Annotated in this window: 21 protein-coding genes; 20 read left to right on the top strand and 1 reads right to left on the bottom strand. The window is 65.7% G+C overall.

Annotated elements, in window-relative coordinates:
* The first annotated feature begins 304 nt into the window (after positions 1 to 304).
* The 20 genes from mraZ (at position 305) to JQC81_RS23730 (ending at position 24,695) form a co-directional block, all read left to right on the top strand.
* The gene (gene mraZ / locus JQC81_RS23825; RefSeq protein ID WP_190844217.1) at positions 305 to 802 is read left to right on the top strand and encodes a division/cell wall cluster transcriptional repressor MraZ; all 498 of its coding nucleotides are present in this window, start codon (positions 305 to 307) and stop codon (positions 800 to 802) included.
* Positions 799 to 1,848, top strand: coding sequence for a 16S rRNA (cytosine(1402)-N(4))-methyltransferase RsmH (gene rsmH, locus JQC81_RS23820; protein ID WP_203274295.1), 1,050 nt, complete (start codon positions 799 to 801; stop codon positions 1,846 to 1,848). The genes mraZ and rsmH overlap by 4 nt, the downstream gene beginning before the upstream one ends.
* Positions 1,845 to 2,240 carry a cell division protein FtsL gene (gene ftsL, locus JQC81_RS23815; RefSeq protein WP_190844215.1) on the top strand — a complete coding sequence of 132 codons (396 nt, stop codon included), beginning with the start codon at positions 1,845 to 1,847 and terminating at the stop codon, positions 2,238 to 2,240. Before rsmH ends, ftsL begins: the two co-directional genes overlap by 4 nt.
* On the top strand, positions 2,237 to 4,012 hold the full coding sequence (locus JQC81_RS23810) for a peptidoglycan D,D-transpeptidase FtsI family protein (RefSeq protein ID WP_203274294.1): 1,776 nt from the start codon (positions 2,237 to 2,239) through the stop codon (positions 4,010 to 4,012). Before ftsL ends, JQC81_RS23810 begins: the two co-directional genes overlap by 4 nt.
* Entirely contained in the window at positions 4,009 to 5,478 is a 1,470-nt protein-coding gene (locus JQC81_RS23805) for a UDP-N-acetylmuramoyl-L-alanyl-D-glutamate--2,6-diaminopimelate ligase (protein WP_203274293.1), read from the top strand. The genes JQC81_RS23810 and JQC81_RS23805 overlap by 4 nt, the downstream gene beginning before the upstream one ends.
* A complete protein-coding gene (locus JQC81_RS23800) occupies positions 5,475 to 6,908 on the top strand; it encodes a UDP-N-acetylmuramoylalanyl-D-glutamyl-2,6-diaminopimelate--D-alanyl-D-alanine ligase (protein WP_203274292.1) in 1,434 nt (477 codons plus the stop codon). The genes JQC81_RS23805 and JQC81_RS23800 overlap by 4 nt, the downstream gene beginning before the upstream one ends.
* 3 nt (positions 6,909 to 6,911) lie before the next feature.
* Positions 6,912 to 7,997 carry a phospho-N-acetylmuramoyl-pentapeptide-transferase gene (gene mraY / locus JQC81_RS23795; protein ID WP_203274291.1) on the top strand — a complete coding sequence of 362 codons (1,086 nt, stop codon included), beginning with the start codon at positions 6,912 to 6,914 and terminating at the stop codon, positions 7,995 to 7,997.
* 5 nt (positions 7,998 to 8,002) lie between these two features.
* Complete coding sequence (gene murD / locus JQC81_RS23790; RefSeq protein ID WP_203274290.1) at positions 8,003 to 9,394, top strand: UDP-N-acetylmuramoyl-L-alanine--D-glutamate ligase; 1,392 nt, start codon at positions 8,003 to 8,005, stop codon at positions 9,392 to 9,394.
* 2 nt (positions 9,395 to 9,396) lie between these two features.
* Positions 9,397 to 10,536, top strand: coding sequence for an FtsW/RodA/SpoVE family cell cycle protein (locus JQC81_RS23785; RefSeq protein ID WP_203274289.1), 1,140 nt, complete (start codon positions 9,397 to 9,399; stop codon positions 10,534 to 10,536).
* A 2-nt stretch (positions 10,537 to 10,538) separates the two neighbouring features.
* Positions 10,539 to 11,657 carry an undecaprenyldiphospho-muramoylpentapeptide beta-N-acetylglucosaminyltransferase gene (murG, locus tag JQC81_RS23780; protein ID WP_376772445.1) on the top strand — a complete coding sequence of 373 codons (1,119 nt, stop codon included), beginning with the start codon at positions 10,539 to 10,541 and terminating at the stop codon, positions 11,655 to 11,657.
* Positions 11,654 to 13,069, top strand: a complete 1,416-nt coding sequence (gene murC / locus JQC81_RS23775) for a UDP-N-acetylmuramate--L-alanine ligase (RefSeq protein ID WP_203274287.1) — start codon at positions 11,654 to 11,656, stop codon at positions 13,067 to 13,069. The genes murG and murC overlap by 4 nt, the downstream gene beginning before the upstream one ends.
* Entirely contained in the window at positions 13,069 to 13,989 is a 921-nt protein-coding gene (gene murB / locus JQC81_RS23770; protein ID WP_246520628.1) for a UDP-N-acetylmuramate dehydrogenase, read from the top strand. Before murC ends, murB begins: the two co-directional genes overlap by 1 nt.
* Positions 13,990 to 14,039: 50 nt before the next feature.
* Positions 14,040 to 14,963: a D-alanine--D-alanine ligase gene (locus JQC81_RS23765; protein WP_203274285.1), complete on the top strand. Its 924-nt coding sequence runs from the start codon at positions 14,040 to 14,042 to the stop codon at positions 14,961 to 14,963.
* A complete protein-coding gene (locus JQC81_RS23760) occupies positions 14,930 to 15,916 on the top strand; it encodes a cell division protein FtsQ/DivIB (RefSeq protein ID WP_203274284.1) in 987 nt (328 codons plus the stop codon). Before JQC81_RS23765 ends, JQC81_RS23760 begins: the two co-directional genes overlap by 34 nt.
* Positions 15,913 to 17,235, top strand: a complete 1,323-nt coding sequence (gene ftsA, locus JQC81_RS23755) for a cell division protein FtsA (RefSeq protein ID WP_203274283.1) — start codon at positions 15,913 to 15,915, stop codon at positions 17,233 to 17,235. Before JQC81_RS23760 ends, ftsA begins: the two co-directional genes overlap by 4 nt.
* A 193-nt stretch (positions 17,236 to 17,428) precedes the next feature.
* Complete coding sequence (ftsZ, locus tag JQC81_RS23750; protein WP_203274282.1) at positions 17,429 to 19,120, top strand: cell division protein FtsZ; 1,692 nt, start codon at positions 17,429 to 17,431, stop codon at positions 19,118 to 19,120.
* Positions 19,121 to 19,409: 289 nt separating this feature from the next.
* A complete protein-coding gene (lpxC, locus tag JQC81_RS23745) occupies positions 19,410 to 20,354 on the top strand; it encodes a UDP-3-O-acyl-N-acetylglucosamine deacetylase (protein ID WP_203274281.1) in 945 nt (314 codons plus the stop codon).
* A 194-nt stretch (positions 20,355 to 20,548) separates the two neighbouring features.
* The gene (locus tag JQC81_RS23740) at positions 20,549 to 21,445 is read left to right on the top strand and encodes an outer membrane protein assembly factor BamD (protein ID WP_203274280.1); all 897 of its coding nucleotides are present in this window, start codon (positions 20,549 to 20,551) and stop codon (positions 21,443 to 21,445) included.
* A gap of 12 nt (positions 21,446 to 21,457) precedes the next feature.
* A complete protein-coding gene (recN, locus tag JQC81_RS23735; RefSeq protein ID WP_203274279.1) occupies positions 21,458 to 23,134 on the top strand; it encodes a DNA repair protein RecN in 1,677 nt (558 codons plus the stop codon).
* Between the two features lie 136 nt (positions 23,135 to 23,270).
* A complete protein-coding gene (locus JQC81_RS23730) occupies positions 23,271 to 24,695 on the top strand; it encodes a M20/M25/M40 family metallo-hydrolase (protein ID WP_246520629.1) in 1,425 nt (474 codons plus the stop codon).
* A 26-nt stretch (positions 24,696 to 24,721) separates the two neighbouring features.
* On the opposite strand, the gene JQC81_RS23725 is transcribed toward JQC81_RS23730, so the two are convergent.
* Positions 24,722 to 25,759, bottom strand: coding sequence for an NAD-dependent epimerase/dehydratase family protein (locus tag JQC81_RS23725; RefSeq protein WP_203274277.1), 1,038 nt, complete (start codon positions 25,757 to 25,759; stop codon positions 24,722 to 24,724).
* Between the last annotated feature and the right edge of the window lie 662 nt (positions 25,760 to 26,421).

Here is a 26,421-nt window from a genome sequence, read left to right as displayed (position 1 = left end):
CCACAGGCCACAATCTGCAAGAAAGCGGAGCAAACCTTTGCTCCGCTTACGATTCATTAACCGTAAATGCGTCTCATGGGGAACGCATGCCACAAGGCCTGCGCTCGACCTCCGTTCCGTTGACGACCATATTATCCCATGTTATCCCAAACCATCCCGTCGACGGTGTCTTCCGAAGGGGGCGTCAAGCACCCAAGAAGTGCTGGCGTGCTGCTTCGGAAAGTAGCGTCACCACCGACAACGGGTGGCAGATCCTCAGGATCTGCCGGGGGGCTGACAATCAGGAGCGTGCGAGCTGCGGCCAATGAACCGCTTCGTGTCCAATTTCACCAACAAGTTGGATTCGAAGGGTCGCGTCTCGATCCCCGCATCCTTCAGGGCCGTGCTGGCCCGGGATGGATTCGAGGGGCTCTACGTACATCCGGCGCTCGATGCGCCGGCGCTGGACGCAGGCGGCAACGTGCTTCTGAACGAGATCGATGCGTTCTTGTCGACGCTGTCGCCCTATTCGGACGAACGGGATCAGCTGTCGACGGCATTGTTCGGGACCAGCGAGATTCTGAAGGTCGATCCGGAGGGGCGTGTCATCCTGACGGACACAGTGAAAGTGCATGCCGGGATCGGCGATACGGTGACGTTCGTCGGACTTGGTCACAAGTTCCAGATTTGGGAGCCCGAGCGCTTCCGTGCGCACTTGGAGGAGGCGCGCACGAAGGTCAGAGACCTGAAGAAAGCGTTGGGCAATCGAGTTTTGGAGCCAAGGCTAGTGCAGAACACCTCACCAGGAGTACGGGAACGATGATGGGACGCGGCGACGGCCCAGGAGCCGGAGCCGCTGGCGGACCGTCCCGTCACGTTCCTGTTCTCCTGGCGGAGGTTGGCACAGCGCTCGATGCGGATCGCGGTGGCGTCTTCATCGACGGCACGTTCGGCGCTGGCGGCTACACGCGCGCCATTCTCGATGCCCATCCGCAGAACAAGGTGATCGCCATCGACCGCGATCCGGATGCGATCTCAGGCGGTGCGGCGCTTAGCGCCAAATTCAAGAAACGTCTGATGCTCGTGCCGGGCCGCTTCGGCGATCTTGACGACATCGCGCGCGCACAAGGATTTGAGAGCGTCGACGGCGTGGTGCTCGACATCGGCGTGTCGTCCATGCAGCTCGATCAGGCCGAGCGCGGCTTCTCGTTCCGCAACGAGGGGCCGCTCGACATGCGCATGGAGCAGTCGGGCCCGAGCGCAGCAGACCTCGTCAACGAAGCCTCCGAAGCCGAACTCGCCGACATCTTCTATCATTACGGTGAGGAGCGCCGCGCCCGCGCCGTTGCGCGCGCGGTGATTGAAGCGCGGCGCCGCCAGCCTTTCGAGACCACGCGGCAGCTGGCCGATCTGGTGGCCTCCCTGATCCGGCAGGAGCCTGGCGGCATCCACCCCGCCACACGCGTGTTTCAGGGCCTTCGCATCGCCGTCAACGACGAGCTCGGCGAACTGGTGCGCGCCTTGCATGCGGCCGAGCGCATCCTGAAGCCCGGCGGACGTCTCGTGGTCGTCACGTTCCACTCGCTCGAAGACCGCATCGTGAAGCAGTTCTTCAGTGTTCGCACCGGCCGTGCGCCGACGGGCTCCCGCCATCTGCCGACCGCAGCAGCCCCTGAAGCGACATTCGATGCCATCACCCGCGGCCCTGTCGCGCCGAGCGAGCAGGAGATGGCACGCAATCCGCGAGCGCGCTCGGCAAAGCTGCGCGCGGGTGCTCGCACCGATACGCCGCCGCAGGAACCCCTGAGCGCCATCACCATGCTGGCCGAACTGCCGCAGACAGCCGAGAAAAAGGGAGGGCGCCGGTGATCCGACTGCTCCATATCATCGCGATCTCCGCCCTCATCGCATCGGCGGGTTACGCCTATTCGGTCAAGTACGAGACTCTCTACTATGTGGAGCAGGTGGCGAAGCTGAAGTCGCAGGTCAGCCGCGAGCGCGAGGCCATCGCCGTGCTGCAGGCCGAGTGGCAATACCTCGACCGTCCGGACCGCCTTCAGGAGGCCGCCGACAAGCACCTCGACCTTCAGGCATTGAAGATCCAGCAGCTCGCGCGCCTCTCCGACCTGCCGAACCGGCCGTCCCGCGAGGACGAGATCGGCCGCAAGCTCGAAGCGCTTGGGTTGCTTGAGCCGACCTCCACGCCGAAGGACAGGAATTCGGCCGCCCGCACTCCGACGACTCAAACTCCGAAACGGTGAGCCTCGTGTCGCAAGAGCCCCAAACCGAATGGCAGGGTCAGAGCCTTCCCGCAAAGCGTGGCGTGCTCGGCCATGCTCGTGAATTGTTCCGTCTGCGCCACGACAAGAGCACATCGCGCGTGGGCCTTGCGGCTGTGTGCTTCGTCGGCCTGTTCGGCCTGATCGGCGGACGTCTCGTGCATCTCGCACTCACCAGCGAGAACACGAGCGAGGTGCGCCGCGCAGCCTCATCGGAAATTTCCGCCGCGCGCCCGGATATCGTGGACCGCAATGGTGATATCCTCGCAACCGACGTGAAGATGGTGTCGGTCTTCGCCGAGCCGCGCAACATCGTCGACAAGGACGAGGCGGTCGAGCTGCTGACCGCCGTGCTGCCGGATCTCGACGCCACGGATCTGCGCAACAAGCTCGGCACGAAGAAGGGCTTCGTCTGGGTCAAGCGCGAGATTACCCCGCGCCAACAGGCGGAGGTGCATCGCCTGGGCATTCCCGGCATCGGCTTCCTGCCTGAGAACAAGCGCGTCTATCCCAACGCCGAGGCCGCCGCTCACGTGCTCGGTTTCGCCAACGTGGACAACGTGGGTATCGCCGGCATCGAGAAATACATCGACAGCATGGGCCTGCAGGACCTCAACGGCGCAGGCTTCAACATCTCGGCCGCCGACCTGAAGCCCATCCAGCTCTCCCTCGATCTGCGCGTCCAGCATGCCCTTCGCGACGAGCTTGCCAAAGGTATGGCGAAGTTCAAGGCCAAGGCCACGGCAGGCGCGATCCTGGATGTGAATACAGGCGAGATCATCGCCCTCGTGTCGCTGCCCGACTATGATCCCAACAACCCGGTCGATGCCCTCGACAAGGACCGGATCAACCGCATCAATGTCGGTGTGTTCGAGATGGGATCGACTTTCAAGGCGCTCACCGTCGCCATGGCGCTCGATTCCGGCAAGTACAACATCAACTCGACCTTCGACGCACGCTCTGGCCTGCGCTACGGCCGCTTCACCATCGGCGACTATCATCCGACCCGGCGCGTTCTCACCACGCCGGAAGTGTTCGTGCATTCGTCGAATATCGGCACCGCCCGCATGGCGCTCGGCATCGGCGTCGAGGGCCACAAGGCCTTCCTGCGCAAGATGGGCCAGCTGACCCGCCTTGAGACGGAGCTTCCGGAGAGTGCGTTGCCGATCGTTCCGCCGCGCTGGGGCGAGCTGAACACCATGACCATCGCGTTCGGCCACGGTCTTGCGGTCGCGCCGCTCCAGGCGCTCTCGGCCGTGGGCGCGCTGGTGAACGGCGGCATCATGATCAAGCCGACCTTCCTGAAGCGGACGGCGGAAGAGGCGCGCCAGAACGCCTTGCAGGTGCTCAAGCCCGAGACGAGCGAGGCGATGCGCTATGTGATGCGCCTCAACGCTTCGACGCCGGAGGGGTCCGCCGGCAATGCCTCGATTGCCGGCTTCTTCGTCGGCGGCAAGACTGGCACCGCCGAGAAGGTGATCAACGGCCGCTACGCCAAGAACAAGAACTTCACCACCTTCACGGCGGTGGTGCCATCCGACAAGCCCAAATACGTGTTCCTGACTATCATGGACGAGCCGCAGGCGGTGGAGGGCACCTACGGGTTCTCGACCGCAGGCTGGAACGCGGCTCCCGTGACGGGCAACATCATCGAGCGTATCGCGCCGCTGCTCGGCGTGCCGCCGCGCTTCGAGCCGCCGGCTCAGCCGTTCCCGCTCATGTCGCGCCTCGGCGCCTGGGGCAGCAACCGATGAACACACGGACTATGAATCTCGGCGATCTTATTGAACTCGCGGCAGGCGACGCTCAGGCGTCCCTTGCCATTTCGAAGATCGCCTCGGACAGCCGCAAGGTGGAGCCCGGCACCCTGTTCTTTGCCGTGCCCGGCACTAAGGTGGACGGCATGAGCTTCGTGCCGCAGGCCGCCGCCGCAGGCGCGGTCGCCATCGTGGGCGAGGCTGAGCGTCCATCCGATCTGTCGCAATCCGTGGCCTATGTGCAGGTGAAGGACGTGCGCCGGACGTTGGCTCTGGCGGCCGCACGCTTTTACCCCAAGCAACCCGAGAAGGTCGTCGCCGTCACCGGCACGAGCGGCAAGAGCTCGGTGGCGGATTTCATCCGCCAGCTCTTCGCGCATCTGGGCTACAAATCCGCCAGCGTCGGAACGCTCGGCATCATCACGTCGGACGGTGCGGCCTACGGCTCGCTCACCACGCCCGATCCGATCTCCCTGCACGAGAGCTTCGACCGTCTGGCCAACGACGGCGTCACGCGATTGGCCATGGAGGCGTCCTCGCACGGCATCGACCAGCGCCGCCTCGACGGGGTGCGGTTGCAGGCGGCGGGCTTCACCAATCTCGGCCGCGATCATCTCGATTATCATGCCACGACCGAAGCCTATGCGGCCGCAAAGCTTCGTCTCTTCGACACGCTTCTGCCGCAGGATGCGCCTGCCATCATCAATGCGGACGGCCCTTATGCGGACGTGTTCCTGCACGGGGTCCGCAATCGCGGGCTCGAAGTCATCACCACCGGCAGCATGGGCGAGACCATCCGTCTCGTCGAAGCGCGTGCGGAAGGCTTCACGCAGGCGCTGACCATCGAAGCTTATGGAAGAACGTTCCAGACCACCCTGCCGCTTCTCGGCGCCTTCCAGGTCGAGAATGCGCTCGTCGCCGCGGGCCTCGTGCTGGCCGTGGAAGGCGAGGGCCGTGCGGCCGAGGTGTTCGAAGGGTTTAAAAACCTCAAGGGCGTGCGCGGCCGCCTGGAGCAGGTAGGCGAGGTGGATGGCGCCATCTGCATCGTCGATTATGCCCATAAGCCCGATGCGCTTGCCCATGTGCTCGATGCCTTGCGGCCGTTCGTGACGGGAAAGCTGTTCTGCATCGTCGGCTGCGGCGGCGACCGGGATCAGGGCAAGCGCCCGCTCATGGGCCGCATCGCCAGCGATAAGGCGGATGTGGTCATCGTGACGGACGATAATCCTCGCTCCGAGGACCCGGCCGCCATCCGGGCCGAGGTCATGAAGGGCGCGCCTCGCGCCAGGGAGATCGGCGACCGTGCGGAGGCCATCCGCACGGCGGTCAGCGAGCTTCGCCGGGGCGATATTCTGGTCGTGGCTGGCAAAGGCCATGAAACGGGCCAAATCATCGGCGACCGGACCCTGCCGTTCTCGGACCACGACGAGGTCCGGGCGGCCATTGCAGCGAGGCAGGGATGAATTCTCCCCTTTGGACACGAGACGAGATTGCAGCCGCCACCGGCGCCCGCATCGGCGGCGGCTTCGCGGAAGGCACAGGCGCGTCCATCGACACGCGCACGCTCGAGCCGGGCGATCTTTACTTCGCCATCAAGGGCGATGTGCATGACGGGCACGATTTCGTGTCGGCCGCCCTGGAGAAGGGCGCATCCGCTGCGGTCGTGTCCGAGGAAAAGGCTCCTGGCTTCGCAGGGGCTGACAGGCTGATCGTGGTACCCGATGTGCTCGAGGCCATGCGCCAGATGGGCCGCGCGGCCCGTGCGCGCACGAATGCCAAGATCGTCGCCGTCACCGGCTCGGTCGGCAAGACCGGCACGAAGGAGGCCATGCGCGCTGCGCTCTCCCGCCAAGGCGCGACCCACGCGTCGGTTGCGTCCTACAACAACCATTGGGGCGTGCCGCTGACGCTCGCCCGCATGCCGCGCGAAACCACGTTCGGGGTGTTCGAGATCGGCATGAACCATGCCCACGAGATCCTGCCGCTCACCGGCATGGTGCGCCCGCATGTGGCAGTGATCACCACGGTAGAGCCGGTTCATATCGAGTTCTTCCCCTCGCTCTGGGGCATCGCGGACGCCAAAGGCGAGATCTTTTCGGGCCTGGAGCCCGGCGGCACGGCGGTGATCAACCGCGACAATGCTTATTTCGAGCGCATGCGCGCCCACGCCTATGCCTCCGCGGCCGGCCGCGTGATCACCTTCGGCGAGCACGAGGCGGCGGACATCCGTGCGAACCGCATCATTGTGAAGCCCGATCATTCGGTGGTCGACGCCACGATCTTCGGCCAGCCCCTGACCTATAGGATCGGCACGGCGGGTCGTCACCACGCGCTCAATTCCCTGAGCGTGCTCGCAGCCTCCCATGCGCTCGGCGCGGATATCGCCCTGGTGGCGCTGTCCTTCGCCGAGCTGAAGCCCCCGGTCGGGCGCGGCGAGCGCACCATGCTGAGCATCGGGGAGGGCGAGGCCCTGCTGATCGACGAGAGCTACAACGCCAATCCGGCCTCCATGCGCGCGGCGCTTGCCAATCTCGGTGCGGTGGAGCTGGGGCGCGGGGCGCGGCGGATTGCCGTTCTGGGCGACATGAAGGAGCTGGGTGAGACAGGGCCGCGGCTTCACGCGGAACTGGTCGAGGCCGTTCAGGCCAACGGAATCGACCAGGTCTTCGCCGCCGGTGCCCTGATGCAGAACCTCGTGGACGCGCTGCCGAAAGCCATGGTGGCCGCTCACGCGCAAACCTCCGCCGATCTGGTCGATGCGGTGTGCGCGGCGGTTCGCCCCGGCGATGCGGTCACCGTCAAGGGCTCGCTCAGCATGAAGATGGCCCTGGTTGTCAAAGCTTTGAAAGAACGTTACGGCGCGAGCGCAACGGCCCACGCGCTGAAAGGATGATCGATGTTAACCTGGTTGGCTGAGCTCAGCCCCTATTTCAGCCCCCTCAACATCTTCCGCTACATCACGTTCCGCACCGGGGGCGCGACCGCGACCGGCATGCTGTTCGTGTTCCTGTTCGGCCCGGCGATCATCTCGCTGCTGCGCGTGCGCCAGGGCAAGGGGCAGCCGATCCGCGAGGATGGGCCGCAATCGCACCTGCTGACGAAGCGCGGCACCCCCACCATGGGCGGCCTGATGATCCTCGCGGGCGTCTTGGTCTCGACCCTGCTCTGGGCGAACCTCGAAAACCACTATGTGTGGATCGTGCTGTTCGTCACCGTGGGCTTCGGCGCCATCGGCTTCTATGACGATTACCTGAAGGTCACGAAGCAGTCGCACAAAGGCTTTTCCGGCCGCTCGCGTCTCACCATCGAGGCGCTGATCGCCGTTGTGGCCTGCCTGGCGATCTCCTACATGGCCACGCCGGGATTGGCGAACAAGCTGGCGCTGCCCTTCTCGAAGGACCTGATCATCAATCTCGGCTGGTTCTACGTGATCTTCGCCGGGTTCGTGATCGTCGGCGCCGGCAATGCGGTGAACATCACCGACGGGCTCGACGGGCTTGCCATCGTCCCCGTGATGATCGCAGCCGGCACCTTCGGCTTCATCGCCTACCTGTCCGGCAACGCGGTGTTCTCCAACTACCTGCAGATCCATTTCGTGCCCGGCACCGGCGAGCTTGCCGTGCTCTGCGGCGCGCTGATCGGCGCAGGCCTCGGCTTCCTCTGGTTCAATGCGCCGCCGGCTCAGATCTTCATGGGCGACACGGGTTCGCTGGCGCTTGGCGGCATGCTCGGCGCCATCGCGGTCGCGGCCAAGCACGAGATCGTGCTCGCCATCGTGGGCGGCCTGTTCGTGCTGGAGATCCTGTCCGTGATTATCCAGGTCACTTCGTTCAAGCTCACCGGCAAGCGCGTCTTCAAGATGGCGCCGATCCACCACCATTTCGAGCAGCTGGGCTGGACCGAGCCGCAGGTGGTGATCCGCTTCTGGATCATCGCCGTCGTGCTCGCGCTCACCGGCCTTGCCACCCTGAAACTCCGGTAAGACGCATGACACCCGTCACCTCCTTTGTAGGCAAAACGGTTGCTCTCTTCGGCCTGGGTGGCTCGGGGCTGGCGACGGCGCTTGCCCTGAAGGAGGGCGGGGCACGGGTGATTGCCTGCGACGACAACCCGGCCAAGATGGCGGAAGCTGGAGCAAAAGGCATCGAGACCGCCGACCTGCGCCAAGCCGACTGGTCGCAGTTTTCGTCCTTCATCCTCTCGCCCGGCGTGCCGCTCACCCACCCCGAGCCGCACTGGTCGGCAAAGCTGGCGCGTGAGGCTGGCGTCGAGATCATCGGCGATATCGAGCTGTTCTGCCGCGAGCGTGCGAAAATCGCCCCAAACGCGCCGTTCGTCGCCATCACCGGCACCAACGGCAAGTCCACCACGACCGCGCTCATTGCACATATCCTGTGTGAAGCCGGCCGCGACGTGCAGATGGGTGGCAATATCGGCACGGCGATCCTGTCGCTCGAGCCGCCCTCCGACCGACGCATCCATGTCGTCGAATGCTCGTCGTTCCAGATCGACCTTGCGCCTTCGCTCGCGCCCACCATCGGCGTCCATCTCAATCTCTCGCCCGATCATATCGACCGGCACGGGACGATGGAACTCTATGCGGCGATTAAGGAGCGGCTGGTGGCGAAGGCAGGCCTCGCCGTCATCGGCGTCGACGATCCGATGAGCCGCGCGATCGCCGAGCGCTGCGAAGCCCAGGGCGTGAACGTCGCCCGGGTCTCGGTCGAGCCGCTACACGTGAAGGGCGTCTTCGCGGATGGCGAAACCCTGGTCGGCGTAACCGGGGACGATGCCGCTTCGGTGGCCAATCTATCGGGCATCGGCTCGCTGCGCGGCGCCCATAATGCCCAGAACGCCGCTGCGGCTGTTGCCATAGCCCTGGCGCTGAATGTTTCTCCGGACGAGATCCGCTCCGGTCTCCACACCTTCCCTGGCCTGCCGCACCGCATGGAGGAGGTCGGCCGCATCGGCGATGCTCTCTTTATCAACGATTCTAAGGCGACCAATGCGGATTCCACCGAGAAAGCGCTGAAGTCCTTCGACGACATCTTCTGGATCCTCGGCGGCAAGGCGAAGGAAGGCGGCATCGAGCCGCTGAAGGAATACTTCCCGAAGATCCGCAAGGCCTATCTCATCGGCGCAGCCTCGGACGAGTTTGCAAAAACGCTTGGCTCCGACGTTCCGCACGTCCATTGCGGCACCCTCGACAAAGCCGTGGAGCAGGCGGCCTCCGACGCGCAGACGCTTGGCGCCCACGCTGTTGTGCTGCTGTCGCCGGCCTGCGCGTCCTACGATCAATTTCCCAATTACGAAGTACGCGGAAACCATTTCCGCGATCTGGTCCGGGCATTACCCGGCATCGAAGCCAAGGGGGCTTGAAGATGGTGTCACGCGCGGAACGCTCGGCTTTCGGTGATTGGTGGTGGACGGTCGACCGTTCGCTTCTCGCAGGTCTCGCCATCCTCATGCTGGCAGGCCTCGTCTTTCTCATGGCGGGCGGCCCGCCGGTGGCGGAGCGGCTTGGGCTTTCCACGTTCCACTTCGTGAACCGGCAGGTGATGTTCCTTATCCCCGCCCTGTTCATCATCATCACGGTGTCGTTCTTGTCCCTGCGCCACCTGCGGCGGCTCGCCCTCATCGTCTATGCGCTCGGCATGGTGCTGATCCTGCTGGCTTTCCAGTATGGGCCTGAGATCAAGGGCGCCCATCGCTGGATCATGATCGGCCCGCTCGGCCTTCAGCCGTCCGAGTTCGTGAAGCCCGCCTTCGTGGTGCTCTCGGCCTGGGCCTTCTCGGAAGGGGCGCGGCGCAAGGACGTTCCTGGCACGCTCATGGCCTTCCTGCTCCTGCCCGCCACCATCATCCCGCTCATCCTGCAGCCTGATTTCGGCCAGACCATGCTCGTCACCATCGTGTGGTGCGGCCTGTTCTTCGTCGCCGGACTGCACTGGTTCTGGGTCATGGGCCTCGGTGGTGCAGGGCTCCTCGGCATCGGCGCAGCCTATCAGTTCCTGCCGCACGTGCGCGCCCGCATCGAGCGCTTCTTGGACAAGGATTCCGGTGACACGTTCCAGGTCGACACCGCCATGGAGTCGTTCTCTCGCGGCGGCTGGCTTGGGCGTGGTCCGGGCGAAGGCTCGGTCAAGCGCATCCTGCCCGACGCGCATACCGACTTCATCTTCGCCGTCACGGCAGAGGAGTTCGGCATCGTGGTGTGCATTGCGCTGCTCATGGTCTTCGCCTTCATCGTGCTGCGCGGCCTCACGCTCGCGCGCCGCAACGAGGACACCTTCTGCCGGCTGGCCGCCACGGGCCTCATCTTCATGTTCGGCCTGCAGGCCTGCATCAACATGATGGTGAACGTGCACCTCATGCCGGCCAAGGGCATGACGCTGCCCTTCATCTCCTATGGCGGCTCCTCGCTCTTGTCGCTGGCGCTCGGCATGGGCTTCCTCATCGCGCTCACGCGGCGTCGTCCGCGCGCCGAGATGATGGACCATTTCGGCCAGGATCGACTTTGAAGATGAACGCTCCTCTCATCCTCCTGACCGCCGGCGGCACCGGCGGTCATCTCTTTCCGGCCGAGGCCCTCGCCAATGCCTTGAAGGCGTCCGGCGCCAGGGTGGCGCTTGCTACCGACAAGCGCGCCAACGCCTATGCCGGCTCGTTCCCAGCCGACGAGATCGTAGAGATCCCATCCGCCACCCCGTCGGGCCGCTCCATCCCGCATATGGCGAAGGCCGCCCTGATGCTCGGGCAGGGGACCCTGCAATCCATGGCGGCGATCCGCCGGATGAAGCCCGCGGTGGTCGTGGGCTTCGGCGGCTATCCCACCGTGCCGCCGGTCATCGCCGCCTCGCTCCTCAAGGTCCCGACGGTGATCCACGAGGCGAACGGCGTGATGGGCCGGGCCAACCGCCTGCTCGCCCGCCGCGCCACCGTGATCGCCACAGGCTTTGCCGGCATCAAGGGTATCCCTGCCAATGTCTCGGGCAAGACGATTCATACTGGCAATCCGATCCGCCCAGCGGTGCTGGAGGCGGCGAAGCAGGCTTATGCGCCGCTTGAACCCAATGGCAAACTCCGTCTCCTCGTGGTCGGCGGCAGCCAGGGCGCCCGGGTCATGAGCGACGTGGTGCCGCCCGCCATCGAGAAGCTGCCTGCCGCCCTCCGTGCCCGCGTCGTCATCACCCAGCAGGCGAGGGGCGAGGACCTTGAGCGGGTTGTTGCCCATTACCAGCGCCTGAATGTGGAATTCGAGGCCGAGCCCTTCTTCAAGGACCTGCCGCATCGGCTGGCCCAGGCTCATCTCGTGGTCTCCCGCTCCGGCGCCTCGACCGTGGCGGAGCTTGCCGTGATCGGCCGTCCCTCGATCCTCGTGCCCCTGCCGGGCTCCCTCGATCAGGACCAAGCGGCCAATGCCAAGACCCTCGGGGATCTGGGCGCTGCCATCGTTTGCCCGCAATCGGACTTCACCCCTGAGCGGCTGGCCGGCGAGATTCAAGCCTATTTTCAAGAGCCTGACCGCTTGACCCAGGCCGCCGCCGCCGCACATAGCGCCAGCATCACGGATGCGGCCGAGCGCCTGGCTCAGGCCGTGCGCACCCTCATTTCTTCAGATCGTAACGGAATAAGCCCATGAAACTGCCGCCGAAGCTTGGACCCATTCACTTCATCGGCATCGGCGGCATCGGCATGTCGGGCATCGCCGAGGTCATGCACAATCTGGGCTATACGGTTCAGGGCTCGGATGCGGCCGACAACTACAACGTCAAGCGCCTGGCCGACAAAGGCATCAAGACCTTCATCGGCCACAAGGCCGAGAACGTGGAGGATGCCGAGATCGTCGTGGTCTCCACCGCCATCAAGCGCGACAACCCGGAACTGGTCGTCGCCCGCGAGAAGCGGCTGCCGGTGGTGCGCCGCGCCGAGATGCTGGCCGAGCTCATGCGCTTCAAGTCCTGCGTGGCAGTCGCCGGCACCCACGGCAAGACCACCACGACCTCGCTCGTCGCCACGCTGCTCGATGCGGGCGGCCTCGACCCCACAGTGATCAACGGCGGCATCATCAACGCCTATGGCACCAATGCCCGCATGGGCGACGGCCAGTGGATGGTGGTGGAGGCGGATGAATCCGACGGCACCTTCCTGAAGCTCCCGGCGGATGTGGCGATTGTCACCAACATCGACGCCGAGCATCTCGACCATTTCGGCACCTTCGACGCGATCAAGGATTCCTTCCACTCCTTCATCAATTCGATCCCGTTCTACGGCTTTGCCGTGATGTGCATCGACCATCCGACCGTGCAGGACCTCGTGGGCCGCATCGAGGACCGCCGCATCATCACCTACGGCGAGAATCCGCAGGCCGATGTGCGCATCATGGATGTCGATCCGCGCGGCGGGCAGACCAAGTTCCGCGTGATGATCCGCGACCGCCGCCCGGGCTTCCGCCTCGAGCTCGAAGACCTCGTGCTCCCGATGCCCGGCGCGCACAATGCGCTCAATGCCACGGCGGCGATTGCGGTGGCGCACGAGCTCGGCGTCTCGCCCGATGCGATCCGCAAGGCGCTCGCGGGCTTCGGCGGCGTGAAGCGCCGCTTCACCCGCACGGGCGAATGGAACGGGGTGACGGTGTTCGACGATTACGGCCACCATCCCATCGAGATCGCCGCGGTGCTCAAAGCCGCGCGTGCGTCCACGGACGGGCAGGTGATCGCCGTGGTGCAGCCGCACCGCTATTCGCGCCTGTCGTCCCTGTTCGACCAGTTCTGCACCTGCTTCAACGATGCGGATGCGGTCATCGTCGCGCCGGTTTATGCGGCAGGCGAGCAGCCGATTCCGGGTGCCGACCGCGACGGCCTCGTGTCGGGCCTGAAAGCCCGCGGACACCGCAACGTGATGGCGCTCGAAAAGTCCGAGGATCTCGCCAACCTCGTCAAGGGCGTGGCAAAGCCGGGCGATTACGTGATTTGCCTCGGGGCCGGCAACATCACGCAATGGGCCTATGCCCTGCCGGGTGAACTCGAGCATCTCGGCGAGAAGGCCGCTTGATGTTTGCCGATATCACCGCCGACCTGAAGGCCCGCATGCCGGAGCTGCGCGGCAAGCTGGAGGCGAATGCGCCGACGGCGCCGCTCTCCTGGTTCCGCACGGGTGGCCCGGCGCAGGTGCTGTTCACGCCGGTGGACGCGAATGATCTCGCTTACTTTCTGCAGCGCCTCGACCGCGGCGTGCCGGTCCTCGTGGTGGGTCTCGGCTCCAACCTTCTCATCCGCGACGGCGGGTTCGAGGGGGTGGTGATTCGTCTCGGCAAGGGCTTTGCCGAAGTCTCCATCGAGCCGGACCTGCGCGTGCGCGCCGGAGCAGGCGCTCCCGACGTGAAGGTGGCGCGCGCAGCCGCCGAGGCCGGCATCGCGGGCCTGTCGTTCCTGCGGGGCATTCCCGGCGCCATCGGCGGGGCCTTGCGCATGAATGGCGGCGCCTATGGCGGCGAGACCAAGGATGTGCTCGTCGAGGCCAAGGGCCTCACGCGCACGGGCGAGGCGGTGAGCTTCACCAATGCGCAGATGGGCTTCACCTACCGCCATTCTTCCGTGCCGGACAACGTGATCTTCACTGAGGCGCTGTTCGAGGGCCGTCCCGGCAATCCGGAAGAAATCCTGGCCGAGATGAACGCCATCACCGAAGCGCGCTCCTCGACCCAGCCGGTCAACACCCGCACGGGTGGATCCACCTTCAAGAACCCGCCGGGCAGGAAGGCTTGGGAACTGGTCGATGCCGCCGGCTGCCGGGGCTTGCGCGTGGGCGATGCCCAGGTGTCCGAGATGCACTGCAACTTCCTGATCAACCACGGCTCCGCCTCCGCGGCCGATATCGAGGGCCTAGGCGAAGAGGTCCGCCGCCGCGTCCGCGAAATGTCGGGCGTGGAGCTCGAATGGGAGATCAAGCGGGTCGGACTGGCCAAGTCGTAACTCGAATCACTTTTTGACCTGGTGTCCGGGTCGCATGACAGGAGAGACCCATGGCGAAGCATGTTGCCATCCTTTATGGCGGCTGGTCGGCGGAGCGCGAGGTCAGCCTGGCGTCGGGCCGAGCCTGCTGCAAGGCCCTGGAAGAGCAGGGCTACAAGGTCACTCCCATCGACGTGCAATCCGATATTGCCACCGTTCTCCAGGCAGTTGCGCCGGACGTGGTGTTCAATGCGCTGCACGGGCGGGTGGGGGAAGACGGGACCATTCAGGGCCTGCTGGAACTCTTAAGAATTCCCTACACCCATTCCGGCGTCCTCGCCTCGGCGCTCGCCATGCAGAAGGACAAGGCGAAAATCGTTATGGAATCGGCCGGCGTGCCGGTTCCCAAAGGGCTGGTCGTTAACCGTTTCGAGGCGGCGAAAAGCCACGTCCTGCCGGCGCCCTACGTGATCAAGCCCATCAGCGAGGGCTCGTCCTATGGGGTCATCATCGTCCGCGAGGACCGCTCCCATCCACCCCAGGAACTGACCCGCGAGGACTGGTCGTTCGGCGACCAAGTCCTTGTGGAATCATATGTTGCGGGCCGCGAGCTGACCTGCGCGGTGATGGGCGACAAGGCCCTCGGGGTCATCGACATCCGGCCCGCCACCGGGGTCTTCTACGATTACGATGCGAAATATGTGAAGGGAGGCTCCATTCACGTCCTCCCGGCAGAAATTAAACCGAATATTTACCAAAAGGTCCAAGAGTTGGCGTTAACGGCGCATCAAGCGCTCGGCTGTCGGGGAATCAGCCGCGCCGACTTGCGGTACGACGACACTCCTGGGGGAACCGGGGAACTCGTCGTTCTTGAAGTCAACACGCAACCCGGCATGACCGAGACGAGCTTGGTGCCAGAACTGGCAGCCCATGCGGGCTATACGTTTGGCGAGCTTGTGCAATGGATGGTGGAGGACGCTACCTGCAACCGATGACGGCCTATCCGGCCGGATTCGCCGTTGCGCGCGCTGCCTCCGGAGGCCGGAGGCTCAGCCCCTCGTTTAAGCAGCCCTCCCGAATCAGGAAGCTGTTCGGCGCCCCCAGTAGCGTGCGCCGCCGCTCCTCCGCCGTTCCGGTCGAGCAGCGCCTCCCCCGCTTCCTCGGAACCGGCCTGACGCTGGCCTTCTTCTGGGCGGTGGTCGGCTACGGCCTCTGGCAGGGCGGCCATATCGACGATTTCATCCGCCAGCATGGTGAGCCGCATCATGCCCTGGCGCGCACCGTGGGCCTAGGCCTCGAACAGGTGACGATCTCCGGCATTTCGCAGATGGGCGAGAACGAGGTTCTGGCCGCTGGCGGCATCAACGGCAAACTCTCGCTCGCCTTCCTCGACGTGAACGACCTGCGCGAGCGCCTCGAGCGCGTCCCGATGGTCAAGTCGGCGACGGTGCGCAAGCTCTATCCCAACGAACTCGTCATCACGCTGGTCGAGCGCGAGGCCCATGCCATCTGGCAGAACAACGGCGAGCTTTTCGTCGTTGCCGCCGACGGCACGGTGATCGACCTCATGCAGGACGAGCGCTATCTCGATCTGCCCTTCGTGGTGGGCGAGGGCGCCAATGCCCGCAGCAAGGATTACCTCGCGCTCGTCGAGGCAGCCGGCCCGCTGAAGCAGCGCATCCGCGCCGGCACGTTGGTCGCCGGGCGGCGCTGGACGCTGAAGATGGACAACGGCATGGACGTGCGCCTGCCGGAGATCGGAGCCGCGGATGCGCTGGCCCGTCTCGTGAAGCTCGAACACGAGCAGAAGATTCTGGAAAAGGACGTGCTGGCGATCGATCTGCGCATGGCGGATCGCGTCGTCGTCCGCTTGACGGAAGAGGCCGCCTTGGCCCGCGCTGAGGCCCTCAAGAAAAAACCAATGCGCGGCAAGGGGGTCGATACATGAGTCTCTCGGGTCACGGTTTGACGCCTCGCCTGAAGCCACTCTCCGCACGCAAGAGCACCATTCTCTCGGTGCTCGACGTGGGAACGAGCAAGGTGGTCTGCGTGGTGGCGGAACTGAAGCCGGCCGACGAGGTCGAGTCATTGCGCAGCCGCACCCATGTGGCGCGCATCCTCGGCATCGGCCATCAGCGGTCCATGGGCCTGAAGGGCGGCGTGGTCGTCGATCTGGAATCGGCCGAGGCCGCGATCCGCCAGGCGGTGCATGCCGCCGAGCGGATGGCGAAGGTCGAGATCCAGTCGGTGATCGTCAATCTCACCGGCGGGCGTCTCGCGTCCGAGCATTTCGAGGCGCATGTTCCCGTGCGTGGCGCCGTGAGCGAAAACGATGTGCATCGCGTGCTCGATGCAGCATCCAGCTACGATCTGCGCCGCGGCCGCACCGTTCTTCATGCTCTTCCCACCGGCTTCTCGCTCGACGCGCAGAATCACATCGTGGATCCTGCCGGCATGATCGGCGAGCGCCTCGGCGCGGATCTGCATGTGGTGACGTCCGAGGCTGCTGCCGCGCGCAACCTCATGCTGGCCGTCGAGCGCTGCCATCTCGGCGTCGAGGCGGTGATCGCCACGCCGTATGCAGCGGGTCTCTCCGCTCTCGTCGACGATGAAGCCGACATGGGCTGCGCCGTCGTCGACATGGGCGGCGGCACCACGAGCGTGGGCATCTTCTCCAACGGGCATCTGGTTCACACCGATGCCATCGCGGTCGGCGGTCACCATGTGACCATGGACATCGCGCGCGGTCTCACGACCCGCGTGTCCGCTGCCGAACGGCTCAAGACTTTCTACGGCTCCGCCATCACTTCGAGCGCGGATGACCGGGACATGATCGCGGTGCCGCAGGTCGATGAGGACGAACGGGACGTTCCGAATCATCTGCCGAAGTCGCACCTCGTTCGCATCATCAAGCCGCGGGTCGAGGAGGTTCTCGAACTCGTGCGCGACCGGTTGAAGGGCGCGGGCTTTGCGGCCCAGGCCGGACGGCGGGTCGTGCTGACGGGCGGCGCAAGCCAGCTCGTCGGGCTGCCGGAAACGGCGCGCCGCATCTTGCAGGGCCAGGTTCGTGTCGGGCGTCCGCTCGGCATCAAGGGTCTGCCCGAGGCGGCAAAGGGCCCTGCCTTTTCGGCGGTGGTCGGCCTCCTGGTTTATCCGCAGGTGGCACACATCGAGTATTTCGAGCCGCAATCCAGCGGCTTGTTCCAGAGTACGGGAACCGACGGCTACTTCTCTCGGATGGGCCGGTGGATTCGCGATAGTTTCTAGAGCATTTTCCGCAAAAGTGGGCTCCGGTTTTGCGACAGAAAATGCGGTGAAAAAGTAAGAGTGACTTCCGGTCTCTTGGAAGTCACTCGAGTGAGTAACGCGTTGGCGCGGCGGGCCATCGTGAAGAGTTCAAGTAAACAAGGTCAGCGTCCGCCAAACGCTCATCACTACAAGGCCAGAAGAGGCACAGGTCATGGCTATCAATCAGCAAGCTCCGGACATCCGGGAACTCAGGCCGCATATCACGGTTTTCGGCGTCGGCGGTGCCGGCGGAAATGCCGTGAACAATATGATTGAATCGGGTCTGGAAGGCGTCGAGTTCGTGGTGTCGAACACCGACGCGCAGGCACTGGCTTCCTCCAAGGCCCAGCGCGTGGTCCAGATGGGCATCCAGGTCACAGAAGGCCTCGGCGCCGGCTCGCAGCCGGAAGTCGGCCGCGCGGCCGCCGAAGAGGTGATCGACGAGATCCGGGATCAGCTCGCTGGCTCGCACATGGTGTTCATCACCGCCGGCATGGGCGGCGGCACCGGCACGGGCGCTGCCCCGGTCGTGGCCCGCGCGGCCCGTGAGCTCGGCATCCTCACTGTCGGCGTCGTGACGAAGCCGTTCCAGTTCGAGGGCGTGCGCCGCATGAAGCTGGCGGAAGCCGGCATCAACGAGCTGCAGCAGGCCGTCGACACGCTCATCGTGATCCCGAACCAGAACCTGTTCCGGGTCGCCACCGAGAAGACGACCTTCGCGGACGCCTTCGCCATGGCCGACCAGGTGCTCTACTCGGGCGTCGCCTGCATCACCGACCTGATGGTGAAGGAAGGCCTCATCAACCTCGACTTCGCCGATGTGCGCTCCGTCATGCGCGGCATGGGCAAGGCCATGATGGGCACGGGCGAAGCCTCCGGCGAGAAGCGTGCGATCCGTGCCGCTGAAGCGGCGATTGCCAACCCGCTCCTCGACGACGTGTCGATGAAGGGCGCGCGCGGCCTGCTGATCTCCATCACGGGCGGCAACGACCTCACCCTCTACGAACTCGACGAAGCCGCCACCCGCATCCGCGAGGAAGTGGACCAGGATGCCAACATCATCCTCGGCGCCACCTTCGACGAGAGCCTGGAGGGCATCATCCGCGTCTCCGTCGTGGCCACCGGCATCGACCACGCGATCATGGAGAACGGCGGCGATCTCACGGCCACCGAGCAGCGCATCTCCGAGGTTGCCGAGCGCCTGCGGGCCGAGGCCCGCGCCCGCGCCACCCAGGCCACGCCGACCTTTCGCTCCGCCGCCCAAGCCGAACCGGTGAAGGCGGCTCCGATCCTGACCCAGGGCTCGCCCGTTCTGGCCCCAGCTCCGATGGCGGCTCCCGTGGCCGCGGCCCAGCCTGTGGAGCCCGCTCCCCAGCCGATCGTGCGCGACGACGTGGTTCTCACCCCGGCCCAGCCGCGGCAGGCGGTTGCCTACGAGGCTCCGGCCCCTCAGGCGCCTGTCTACGAGGAGCCCATGGAGCAGGGCGCCTTTATCCCGCCGCAGGCGGAGCGCGCCATGCGCCCGGCCCGGATGCCGCGCATCGACGAGCTGCCCATGCCCGGACAGGTCGCCCTGCGCGCCAGCCGCGGTGAGGAGCCGGCCCCGGAGCACAAGCCCTCGCTGATCCAGCGTCTCGCGACCATCGGCTTCGGCCGCCGCGAGGAGCCGCAGCAGGCCCCCGCCGAGCCCCGTCAGGAGGCTCCGCGCCAGCCGATGTCCTCGGTTCATGCCGAATACGCCCGCCGGCCCATGCCGGCCCAGGCGCAGCGGCCGCCGCAGGGCCAGCCGGCTCCGGCTCCCCGCGCGACTTCCGAGGATGATCAGCTGGAGATTCCCGCCTTCCTCCGGCGCCAGGCCAACTAAGCCAGCCTAGCAGCGCTGTTACAGCTGTTACAAAAGGCCCTCAGCCCTAACCGGCTGGGGGCCTTCTTCATTAAAAATCTATTAACGTCAAAGGCTTGAGGCTTGTCCACTTTGTAACACACGGTAAGAAAGCGTGATTTGGCCTGGCTATACAGCGGGACTATGGTGCCTGACATCAAAGGGGCACCGCTACAAGAAGCCTGCCGCGGGAAGCACAACGCAGCCAATGCATCTTCCTTCGGCGCAACAGGCTCTGTCAGGCGACAAGGGTAATTGAGGTCCAGGACTTATGAAGCAAAGCCAGCAAACCACGCTTCGCGCCGCCGTGACCCTCATTGGAACCGGAGTTCATTCCGGGGATGAAGTGAAGATGATCCTTCATCCGGCTGAAGCGAACCATGGCATTGCTTTCCTCCGCACGGGTCTCCCGGGCGGCCTGGACCGGCTGATCGATGCTCGGCATCTGGCGGTGACCGCCACCGAGCTGTGCACGGTCATCGGCGACCGCGACTCGGGCGCGGTCGCCACCATCGAACATCTTATGGCGGCTCTGGCCGGCCTCGGCATCGACAACGTTCTCGTCGAGGTCGACGGCCCGGAGGTTCCGATCCTCGACGGCAGCTCGGCGCCCTTCATCGATGCCATCGACCAGGTCGGCATCACGGCTCAGGGCGTCACCCGTCGCTACATCAAGGTTCTCAAGCCCGTCCGCGTCACGCAGGGCCGGGCCTTTGCCGAACTCCTCCCCAACGAGCGCGCCTTCCGCCTCGACGTGGAGATCGATTTCCCGACCCCGGTCATTGGCCGCCAGCGCAAGGCCATCGACCTGTCCCCCTCGGTGTTCCGCCGCGAGATCTCCCGCGCCCGCACCTTCGGCTTCATGCGCGACGTGGAGAAGCTCTGGAGCGCCGGCTTCGCGCTCGGCGCCTCCCTCGACAACACCGTGGCCATCGGCGACGACGGCATCATGAACCCGGAAGGCCTGCGCTATGCCGACGAGTTCGTCCGGCACAAGCTCCTCGACGCCGTCGGCGACTTGTCGCTCGCCGGCCTGCCGCTGCTCGGCACTTACCGCTCCTATTGCGGCGGCCACCGCATGAACTTCTCGGTGCTGGAAGCCCTGTTCGCGAGCCGCTCCAACTACGCCATCGTGGACGCCACCCCGCGCCGCGAGACGGGCTATGCCGATATCGGCAGCGCAGTCGCTTCGGTTTTCGCTCCGGAAGTGCACTGAAATCATTCCTTAAAGCACCGCTACGGCAGCTTCCGTTTCAAGGCGCCCATTGGCCGCATGATTTCGTGCAGGCTTTCTTAATTCCTATTGGGTAAACCCTGTGCTATGGGCTTGGCTCTTGCCCCGTGCTTGGGCTAAAGAACCTTTGATGCACCGTTGAAACATCGGGCACGGTTTTTGGAGGACCGCGAAGCATGTCGTTCGCGAAGGCTTATTCGGGTATGAAAGGCGCGGCCGTCCGCGCCCTGATCCTTGGCGTCTGCGGCTTGGGGCTTGCGGGGTGCGATACGCTCTCGTCGCTGAACCCGTTCGAGAAGGATACGAGCTACAAGCCCGAGATCGTCTCCAACCTGCCGGCCGAAGAGATCTACAACGACGGTCTCGCCCGGGTGCAGAAGGGCGATTTCGACGGCGCGGTCACCAAGTTCAGCAGCCTCGACAAGCAGTATCCCTACACCGACTGGGCCCGCAAAGGCCTGATCATGGAGGCTTACGCCAATTACGAGGGCGGCTTCTATGACGAGGCTATCACGGCCTCGCGGCGCTACCTCCAGAGCTATCCCAACACCTCGGATGCGGCCTATGCCCAGTATCTGATGGCCTCGTCCTATTACGACCAGATCCCGGACATCACCCGCGACCAGGAGAAGTCCGAGCGCGCCATCCTGGCCCTGCAGGAGCTGGTGCAGCGCTATCCGAACTCTGAGTACGTGTCCGACGCCCGCAAGAAGATCCAGGTGGCCAGCGACCAGCTCGCCGGCAAGGAGCTGGAGGTCGGCCGCTTCTACCTGCAGAAGCGCAACTATGCGGGCGCCATCAACCGCTTCCGCACCGTGGTCGCGCGCTACCAGACGACCCGCCACGTGGAAGAGGCGCTCCAGCGCCTCACCGAGGCCTATATGGCCATGGGCATCGTGGGCGAAGCGCAGACCGCCGCTGCCGTTCTCGGCCACAACTTCCCCGACTCCCCCTGGTACAAGGACGCCCACGCCCTGCTGACGCGGGGCGGCGTCGAGCCGCGCGAGGACTCACAGTCCTGGATCAGCAAGGCTTTCCGCGGCGTGCCCCAGGTCGGTCAGCGGACGGGCTAAGCCTCACAATCCATGCTCATCCAGCTGGCGATTCGCGATATCGTCCTCATCGACAGGCTTGAGCTTCACTTCCATGAGGGCCTGAGCGTCCTCACGGGTGAGACCGGCGCCGGCAAGTCGATCCTGCTCGATGCCTTTGCCCTGGCCCTCGGCGGCCGCGGCGACGGCAGCCTCGTGCGCCATGGCGAGAACCAGGGCCAGGTCACGGCCGTCTTCGATTGCCCCCTGGATCATCCGGCCCGCCGCATCGCGGCGGATGCGGATATCGACATCGACGGCGACCTGATCCTGCGCCGCGTGCAGGTGGCCGACGGGCGCACCCGCGCCTTCGTCAACGACCAGCCGGTCAGCGTCCAGGTGCTCAAGGCCATCGGCGCGACCCTGGTCGAGATCCACGGCCAGCACGACGATCGCGCCCTTGTCGATCCCGTGTCCCATCGTGCGATTCTCGACGCGTTCGGCGGCCTCTCGTCCGAGGTTCAGGCTGTGTCCGACGCCGCGCGGAGGGTGCGCGACGCGAGAACGGCCCTCCAGGACCATCGCAAGCGCATCGACAAGGCCCGCAAGGAGGCCGACTTCCTGCGCCATGCGGTCGAGGAGCTGACCACGCTCAATCCGCTCGCCGGCGAGGAGGAGAGCCTTGCCGAGCGGCGCGTGATCATGATGCAGTCGGAGAAGGTGGCGACGGACCTCAACGAGGCCTACGAGGTCGTGGCCGGCAACGCATCCCCGGTCAACGAGCTGTCCGCCGCCGTGCGCAAGCTGGAGCGCCGCGGCGCCCAGGCGCCGGCTCTGGTGGACCCGAGCGTCAAGGCCCTCGACGCCGCGCTGGTCGCCATCGACGAGGCGCGCGCGGCCCTGGAAGACGCCATCCGCGCCACCGAGTACGACCCCCGCGAGCTGGAGCAGACGGAGGAGCGCCTGTTTGCGCTGCGCGCCGCCGCCCGCAAATACGATGTGCCCGCCGACGAGCTGGCCTCCCTGCGCCAGCGCTTCGAGGAGGACGTGACCGCCATTGATGCCGGCGAGGAGAAGCTCGCCGGGCTGGAGAAGGCTTTGAGCGAAGCCGACGCCGCCTATGTGAAGGCTGCCAAGGCCCTGTCAACAGGCCGCAGGAAGGCCGCCCAGGCCCTCGACGCCGCCGTGCAGGCCGAGCTGCCGCCGCTCAAGCTGGAGCGGGCGCGCTTCATCACCGAAATCACCGCCGACGAGACGAGCCGCGACGCGGGTGGCTTCGAGCGCGTCGAGTTCTGGGCCCAGACCAATCCCGGCACCCGCGCCGGCCCGCTCATGAAGGTGGCGTCGGGCGGCGAGCTTTCGCGCTTCATGCTGGCCCTCAAGGTGGTGCTGGCCGACAAGGGCTCGGCCCCGACCCTGGTCTTCGACGAGATCGACACCGGCGTCGGCGGCGCCGTGGCGGACGCCATCGGCCAGCGCCTCGCGCGGCTCGCCCGCAAGGTCCAGGTGATGGCCGTGACCCATGCGCCGCAGGTGGCCGCCAAGGCGGAGAGCCACTTCCTCATCGCCAAGGAGGAGGTGCGCGGCGAGAAGGACCGGGTCGCCACCCGGGTCATTCCGCTGGAGGCCACGCCGCGCCGCGAGGAGATCGCCCGCATGCTCGCCGGCGCGACCATCACCGAGGAAGCCCGCGCGGCCGCCGCGCGGCTGCTGGAAGCGGCGGCGCATTAGGGCGGCGGTCAGAACCCGAAGTCTCACGTCTGTGTGAGGGCACAAGCTGCCGCACTTGTTGCGGTGTGCGCAAAGCCCGATTTCCCTAACGCGCACCAAGAGGTGCGGTCATGGAAACGAGCCCCGCGTGCCCCGTATGCTGCCGAATGCGTGTCGAACCGCTCTTGCGGCCTTTATCGTCCTGACAGGCGCAGGATCGTCCTGGGCCGATGTCGGCCTGCCGGCCTCTGCAACGCAAACCGACCCGTTCCGCCACGTCCAGGCCCTGCAGGACATCGCCACGGCGAATGGCGGCAACCGGGCGGCCGGGACACCCGGCTATGACCGCTCTGCCGAATACGTCGCCGATCAGCTGCGTGCTGCCGGCTACAATGTGCGGTTCGAGGACTTCACCTTTCCCTTCTTCGACGAGCGGTCTCCGCCGGTTCTCGTTGCAGGACCCAGCGAGCCCGGTGCGTTCACGCCGCCCCGCGACGCGCTGCGCACCCTGGCGAGTTCCGGTTCCGGCGACGTGACGGCGCCCGTCCAGGCGGTGGATCTCGGCCTCGATGCGGAGCCTCTGCAGGCATCGACAAGCGGCTGCGAGCGCGAGGATTTCGCAGGCTTCACCCCAGGCCACATCGCCCTCGTGCGTCGCGGCACCTGTCCGTTCCAGACCAAGGCCGAGCAGGCTCAGGCGGCGGGAGCCGCGGGCCTCATCATCATGAACCAGGGCACCGGGGACCAAACCGGCATCTTCGGCGGGCGCCTGACCACGCAGGCGGCGATCCCCGTTCTGGGCGTGACCACCGAGGCCGGACGCAAGCTTGCCGAGGCGGCTCAGGACTCATCCCGCAACCGGGTGCGCCTGAAGGTCGATGTGGAGACCGGCACCCGTTCCACCCGGAACGTCCTGGCGGATCGGGGCGAAATGAGCGGTCCTTATGTGGTGGTCGGAGCCCATCTCGACAGCGTCTCCGAGGGGCCCGGCATGAACGACAATGCCAGCGGCTCGGCGGCCGTTCTGGAGACGGCCCTGCGCCTTGCGAAGGAGCCCGCGACCGCTCCGCCTGTCCGCTTCGCCTTCTGGGGCGCGGAGGAGCGCGGCCTCATCGGCTCGCGCCATCACCTCGATGCGCTCTCCGACGAGGAGCGGCGCCGGATCCGGTTCTACATCAACCTCGACATGGTGGGCTCGGTGAATCCCGGGCGGTTCATCCAGCTCTCGCAGACGGAGCGCACCGCCGAGACCGCGGGCATCATCCAGGCCTTCACCGATCACTTCGAGTCCAAGAACCTGCCGGTGGAGGAGCGCTCCCGCAACCAGCGCGGCTTCGGCTCGGACGACGCGGCCTTTGCGGGCAAGAACATCCCGACGCTCGGCCTCTTCACCGGCGCCGGCAACGCAAAGAGCGACGAGCATGCCGGGCGGTTCGGCGGCCAGGCTGGGCAGCCCTACGATCCCTGCTATCACAAGGCCTGCGACAACACGGAGAACGTCGACCGTGTGGTGCTCGGCCAGATGACCGATGCGTTGACCCAGGTGCTGCGCGGTGCGCGGCCGATCATGCCGGATCGGTAACCAAACAGGATCGCTCTTCCTGCCAGTCAGACAGCCGCGTCGGCCTCGACCGCCGCTAGAAGCGCAGCCTCCTTCTCCGGAGGCATCCCGGCCTTCAGGGGCGTGGCACGGCGGGTTCGGTCCCAGGCGAGAATGGTTTCGAGCGTTTCATCCAACGGCCGGGTGTGAAGCCCTTGTGCGAAGGCCTTTTCCGTATCGATCTCCAGAAAATGGCGGAAGGGCTCGTCTGAGCGCGGCAGCCAAAGGGGAACCTCGCTCCAGGGCTCGAGTCGCGCGGCCAGAACCGCCTCATCCGGGCACCAGACGAACCGCGCGTCCGAGCCCGCCACGCGGCGGCAGGATTCGAGCAGGGCACTCATGGGAAGGGGACGGCCGGTGAGATTGAAAACCCCGCCTAATCCTTTCTCAGCACCCTCGACGATGAAGTGCGCGGCATCGCGCACGTCGATGAGCTGAACGAGCCGCTGCGGATCCCCAGGCGCCGGGATCGGCCCGCCCTGATCCACACGGCGCACCCAATAGGTCAGCCGGTCCGTGTAATCGCCCGCGCCCACCAGAAGGCCCGACCGGAGAATGAGCGCCCTGTCCCCGAGCCGCTCGATCGCCACCAGTTCGCATTCGCGTTTCAGCGGGCCATAGGCCGTGCCGTATGATGCCGCGCTGGAGCGCTGCTCCAAGGGGAGCGATTGCGCGAGGTCCATTTGCTCGGGCGTGGCGCGGCTGGTCGGCGCCTGTTCGGTCACGCCGGGCTGTGCGAAATCCGCGTAGACGGACGCGCTCGTGACGAGCGCATAGCGGCCGATGCTCGGGGAGAGCGCATCGAGCAGGCCCGCCACGGCGTCGGGCGCGAAGGCGCAGGTGTCCACAACAAGGTCGAAGCTGCGGCCCCTCAGCGCCGAGAGGTCCTGGTGCCGGTCGCCGACAATCGTCTCGAAACCCGCGCTGATCGTCGGATTGACGGTCTGGCCGCGGGTGAAGATCGCGACCCTGTGGCCGGCCTCGAGCGCGGCATCCGCCACCGCCCCACCCAGAAACCCCGTTCCGCCGACCACGAGCACATCCATCGCAGATATCCCGACTCACCGTGAGCACCCGCCTATGAGGATGGAGGTTTATTGAGTGGTCAACTTCCGCAGCGGCACCTCTGCTGATGGCAGGATCGGTGTGAATCGCAGTGAAGAGTGGGAGGTGCAAGGCCATGCTGACCAACTGAGAAGACAAGCGATGAGAACGCCGGTGTGATCCCCGGCGGTCCGCAGGACCGGGAAGGGGATCCACCCACAGACGCTGAGCTAATGGATTCCTTTCCCCTCCGCTGCGCTCCGGCCGGGAATGACACCCTTCCGGTCCTGCCATCCTGTTCGTCATCCCCGGACTTGTTCCGGGGATCCACGTCTTTGCTGTCCAACCCTCCAGCCTCATCCTGAGGAGGTCACACAGTGACCGTCTCGAAGGAGGCTCCAGCGAGCACGGGACGATCCTTCGAGACGCAGCCTCGCGGCTGCTCCTCAGGATGAGGGCAGAGAGAGGCGAACTGCTTGAAGATGTGGATGACCGGGACGAGCCCAGCCATGACGTAGTAGGGTGAGGGTATGTTCTCACTTTGTTCTTGACAGTTCTCCTAAGCTGAGCCATACCTTCGATGTCCAGCCTCGCGAGGGACGCGCCCGAGGCGTCGGTTGTGGAGGCGGGATGCGGTTCTGGCCGCTGCGGAGCAAGACGCTGG

Origin of the sequence: Microvirga arabica (genome assembly GCF_016811235.1) — a bacterium.
GTDB lineage: Bacteria > Pseudomonadota > Alphaproteobacteria > Rhizobiales > Beijerinckiaceae > Microvirga > Microvirga arabica.
The sequence above is the reverse complement of the archived record's forward strand: the minus strand, read 5'-3'. Positions and strand labels throughout refer to the sequence as shown.

What these genes read in the sequence shown, in the direction of transcription:
- mraY (WP_203274291.1), top strand. Translation starts at nt 6,912, where the DNA reads ATGTTAACCTGGTTGGCTGAGCTCAGCCCCTATTTCAGCCCCCTCAAC.
- ftsA (WP_203274283.1), top strand. Translation starts at nt 15,913, where the DNA reads ATGAGTCTCTCGGGTCACGGTTTGACGCCTCGCCTGAAGCCACTCTCC.
- JQC81_RS23740 (WP_203274280.1), top strand. Translation starts at nt 20,549, where the DNA reads ATGTCGTTCGCGAAGGCTTATTCGGGTATGAAAGGCGCGGCCGTCCGC.
- murB (WP_246520628.1), top strand. Translation starts at nt 13,069, where the DNA reads ATGTTTGCCGATATCACCGCCGACCTGAAGGCCCGCATGCCGGAGCTG.
- murC (WP_203274287.1), top strand. Translation starts at nt 11,654, where the DNA reads ATGAAACTGCCGCCGAAGCTTGGACCCATTCACTTCATCGGCATCGGC.
- JQC81_RS23725 (WP_203274277.1), bottom strand. Translation starts at nt 25,759, where the DNA reads ATGGATGTGCTCGTGGTCGGCGGAACGGGGTTTCTGGGTGGGGCGGTG.
- JQC81_RS23765 (WP_203274285.1), top strand. Translation starts at nt 14,040, where the DNA reads ATGGCGAAGCATGTTGCCATCCTTTATGGCGGCTGGTCGGCGGAGCGC.
- JQC81_RS23800 (WP_203274292.1), top strand. Translation starts at nt 5,475, where the DNA reads ATGAATTCTCCCCTTTGGACACGAGACGAGATTGCAGCCGCCACCGGC.
- lpxC (WP_203274281.1), top strand. Translation starts at nt 19,410, where the DNA reads ATGAAGCAAAGCCAGCAAACCACGCTTCGCGCCGCCGTGACCCTCATT.
- murG (WP_376772445.1), top strand. Translation starts at nt 10,539, where the DNA reads ATGAACGCTCCTCTCATCCTCCTGACCGCCGGCGGCACCGGCGGTCAT.
- JQC81_RS23785 (WP_203274289.1), top strand. Translation starts at nt 9,397, where the DNA reads ATGGTGTCACGCGCGGAACGCTCGGCTTTCGGTGATTGGTGGTGGACG.
- recN (WP_203274279.1), top strand. Translation starts at nt 21,458, where the DNA reads ATGCTCATCCAGCTGGCGATTCGCGATATCGTCCTCATCGACAGGCTT.
- JQC81_RS23730 (WP_246520629.1), top strand. Translation starts at nt 23,271, where the DNA reads ATGCTGCCGAATGCGTGTCGAACCGCTCTTGCGGCCTTTATCGTCCTG.
- murD (WP_203274290.1), top strand. Translation starts at nt 8,003, where the DNA reads ATGACACCCGTCACCTCCTTTGTAGGCAAAACGGTTGCTCTCTTCGGC.
- JQC81_RS23760 (WP_203274284.1), top strand. Translation starts at nt 14,930, where the DNA reads ATGGATGGTGGAGGACGCTACCTGCAACCGATGACGGCCTATCCGGCC.
- JQC81_RS23805 (WP_203274293.1), top strand. Translation starts at nt 4,009, where the DNA reads ATGAACACACGGACTATGAATCTCGGCGATCTTATTGAACTCGCGGCA.
- rsmH (WP_203274295.1), top strand. Translation starts at nt 799, where the DNA reads ATGATGGGACGCGGCGACGGCCCAGGAGCCGGAGCCGCTGGCGGACCG.
- ftsZ (WP_203274282.1), top strand. Translation starts at nt 17,429, where the DNA reads ATGGCTATCAATCAGCAAGCTCCGGACATCCGGGAACTCAGGCCGCAT.
- mraZ (WP_190844217.1), top strand. Translation starts at nt 305, where the DNA reads ATGAACCGCTTCGTGTCCAATTTCACCAACAAGTTGGATTCGAAGGGT.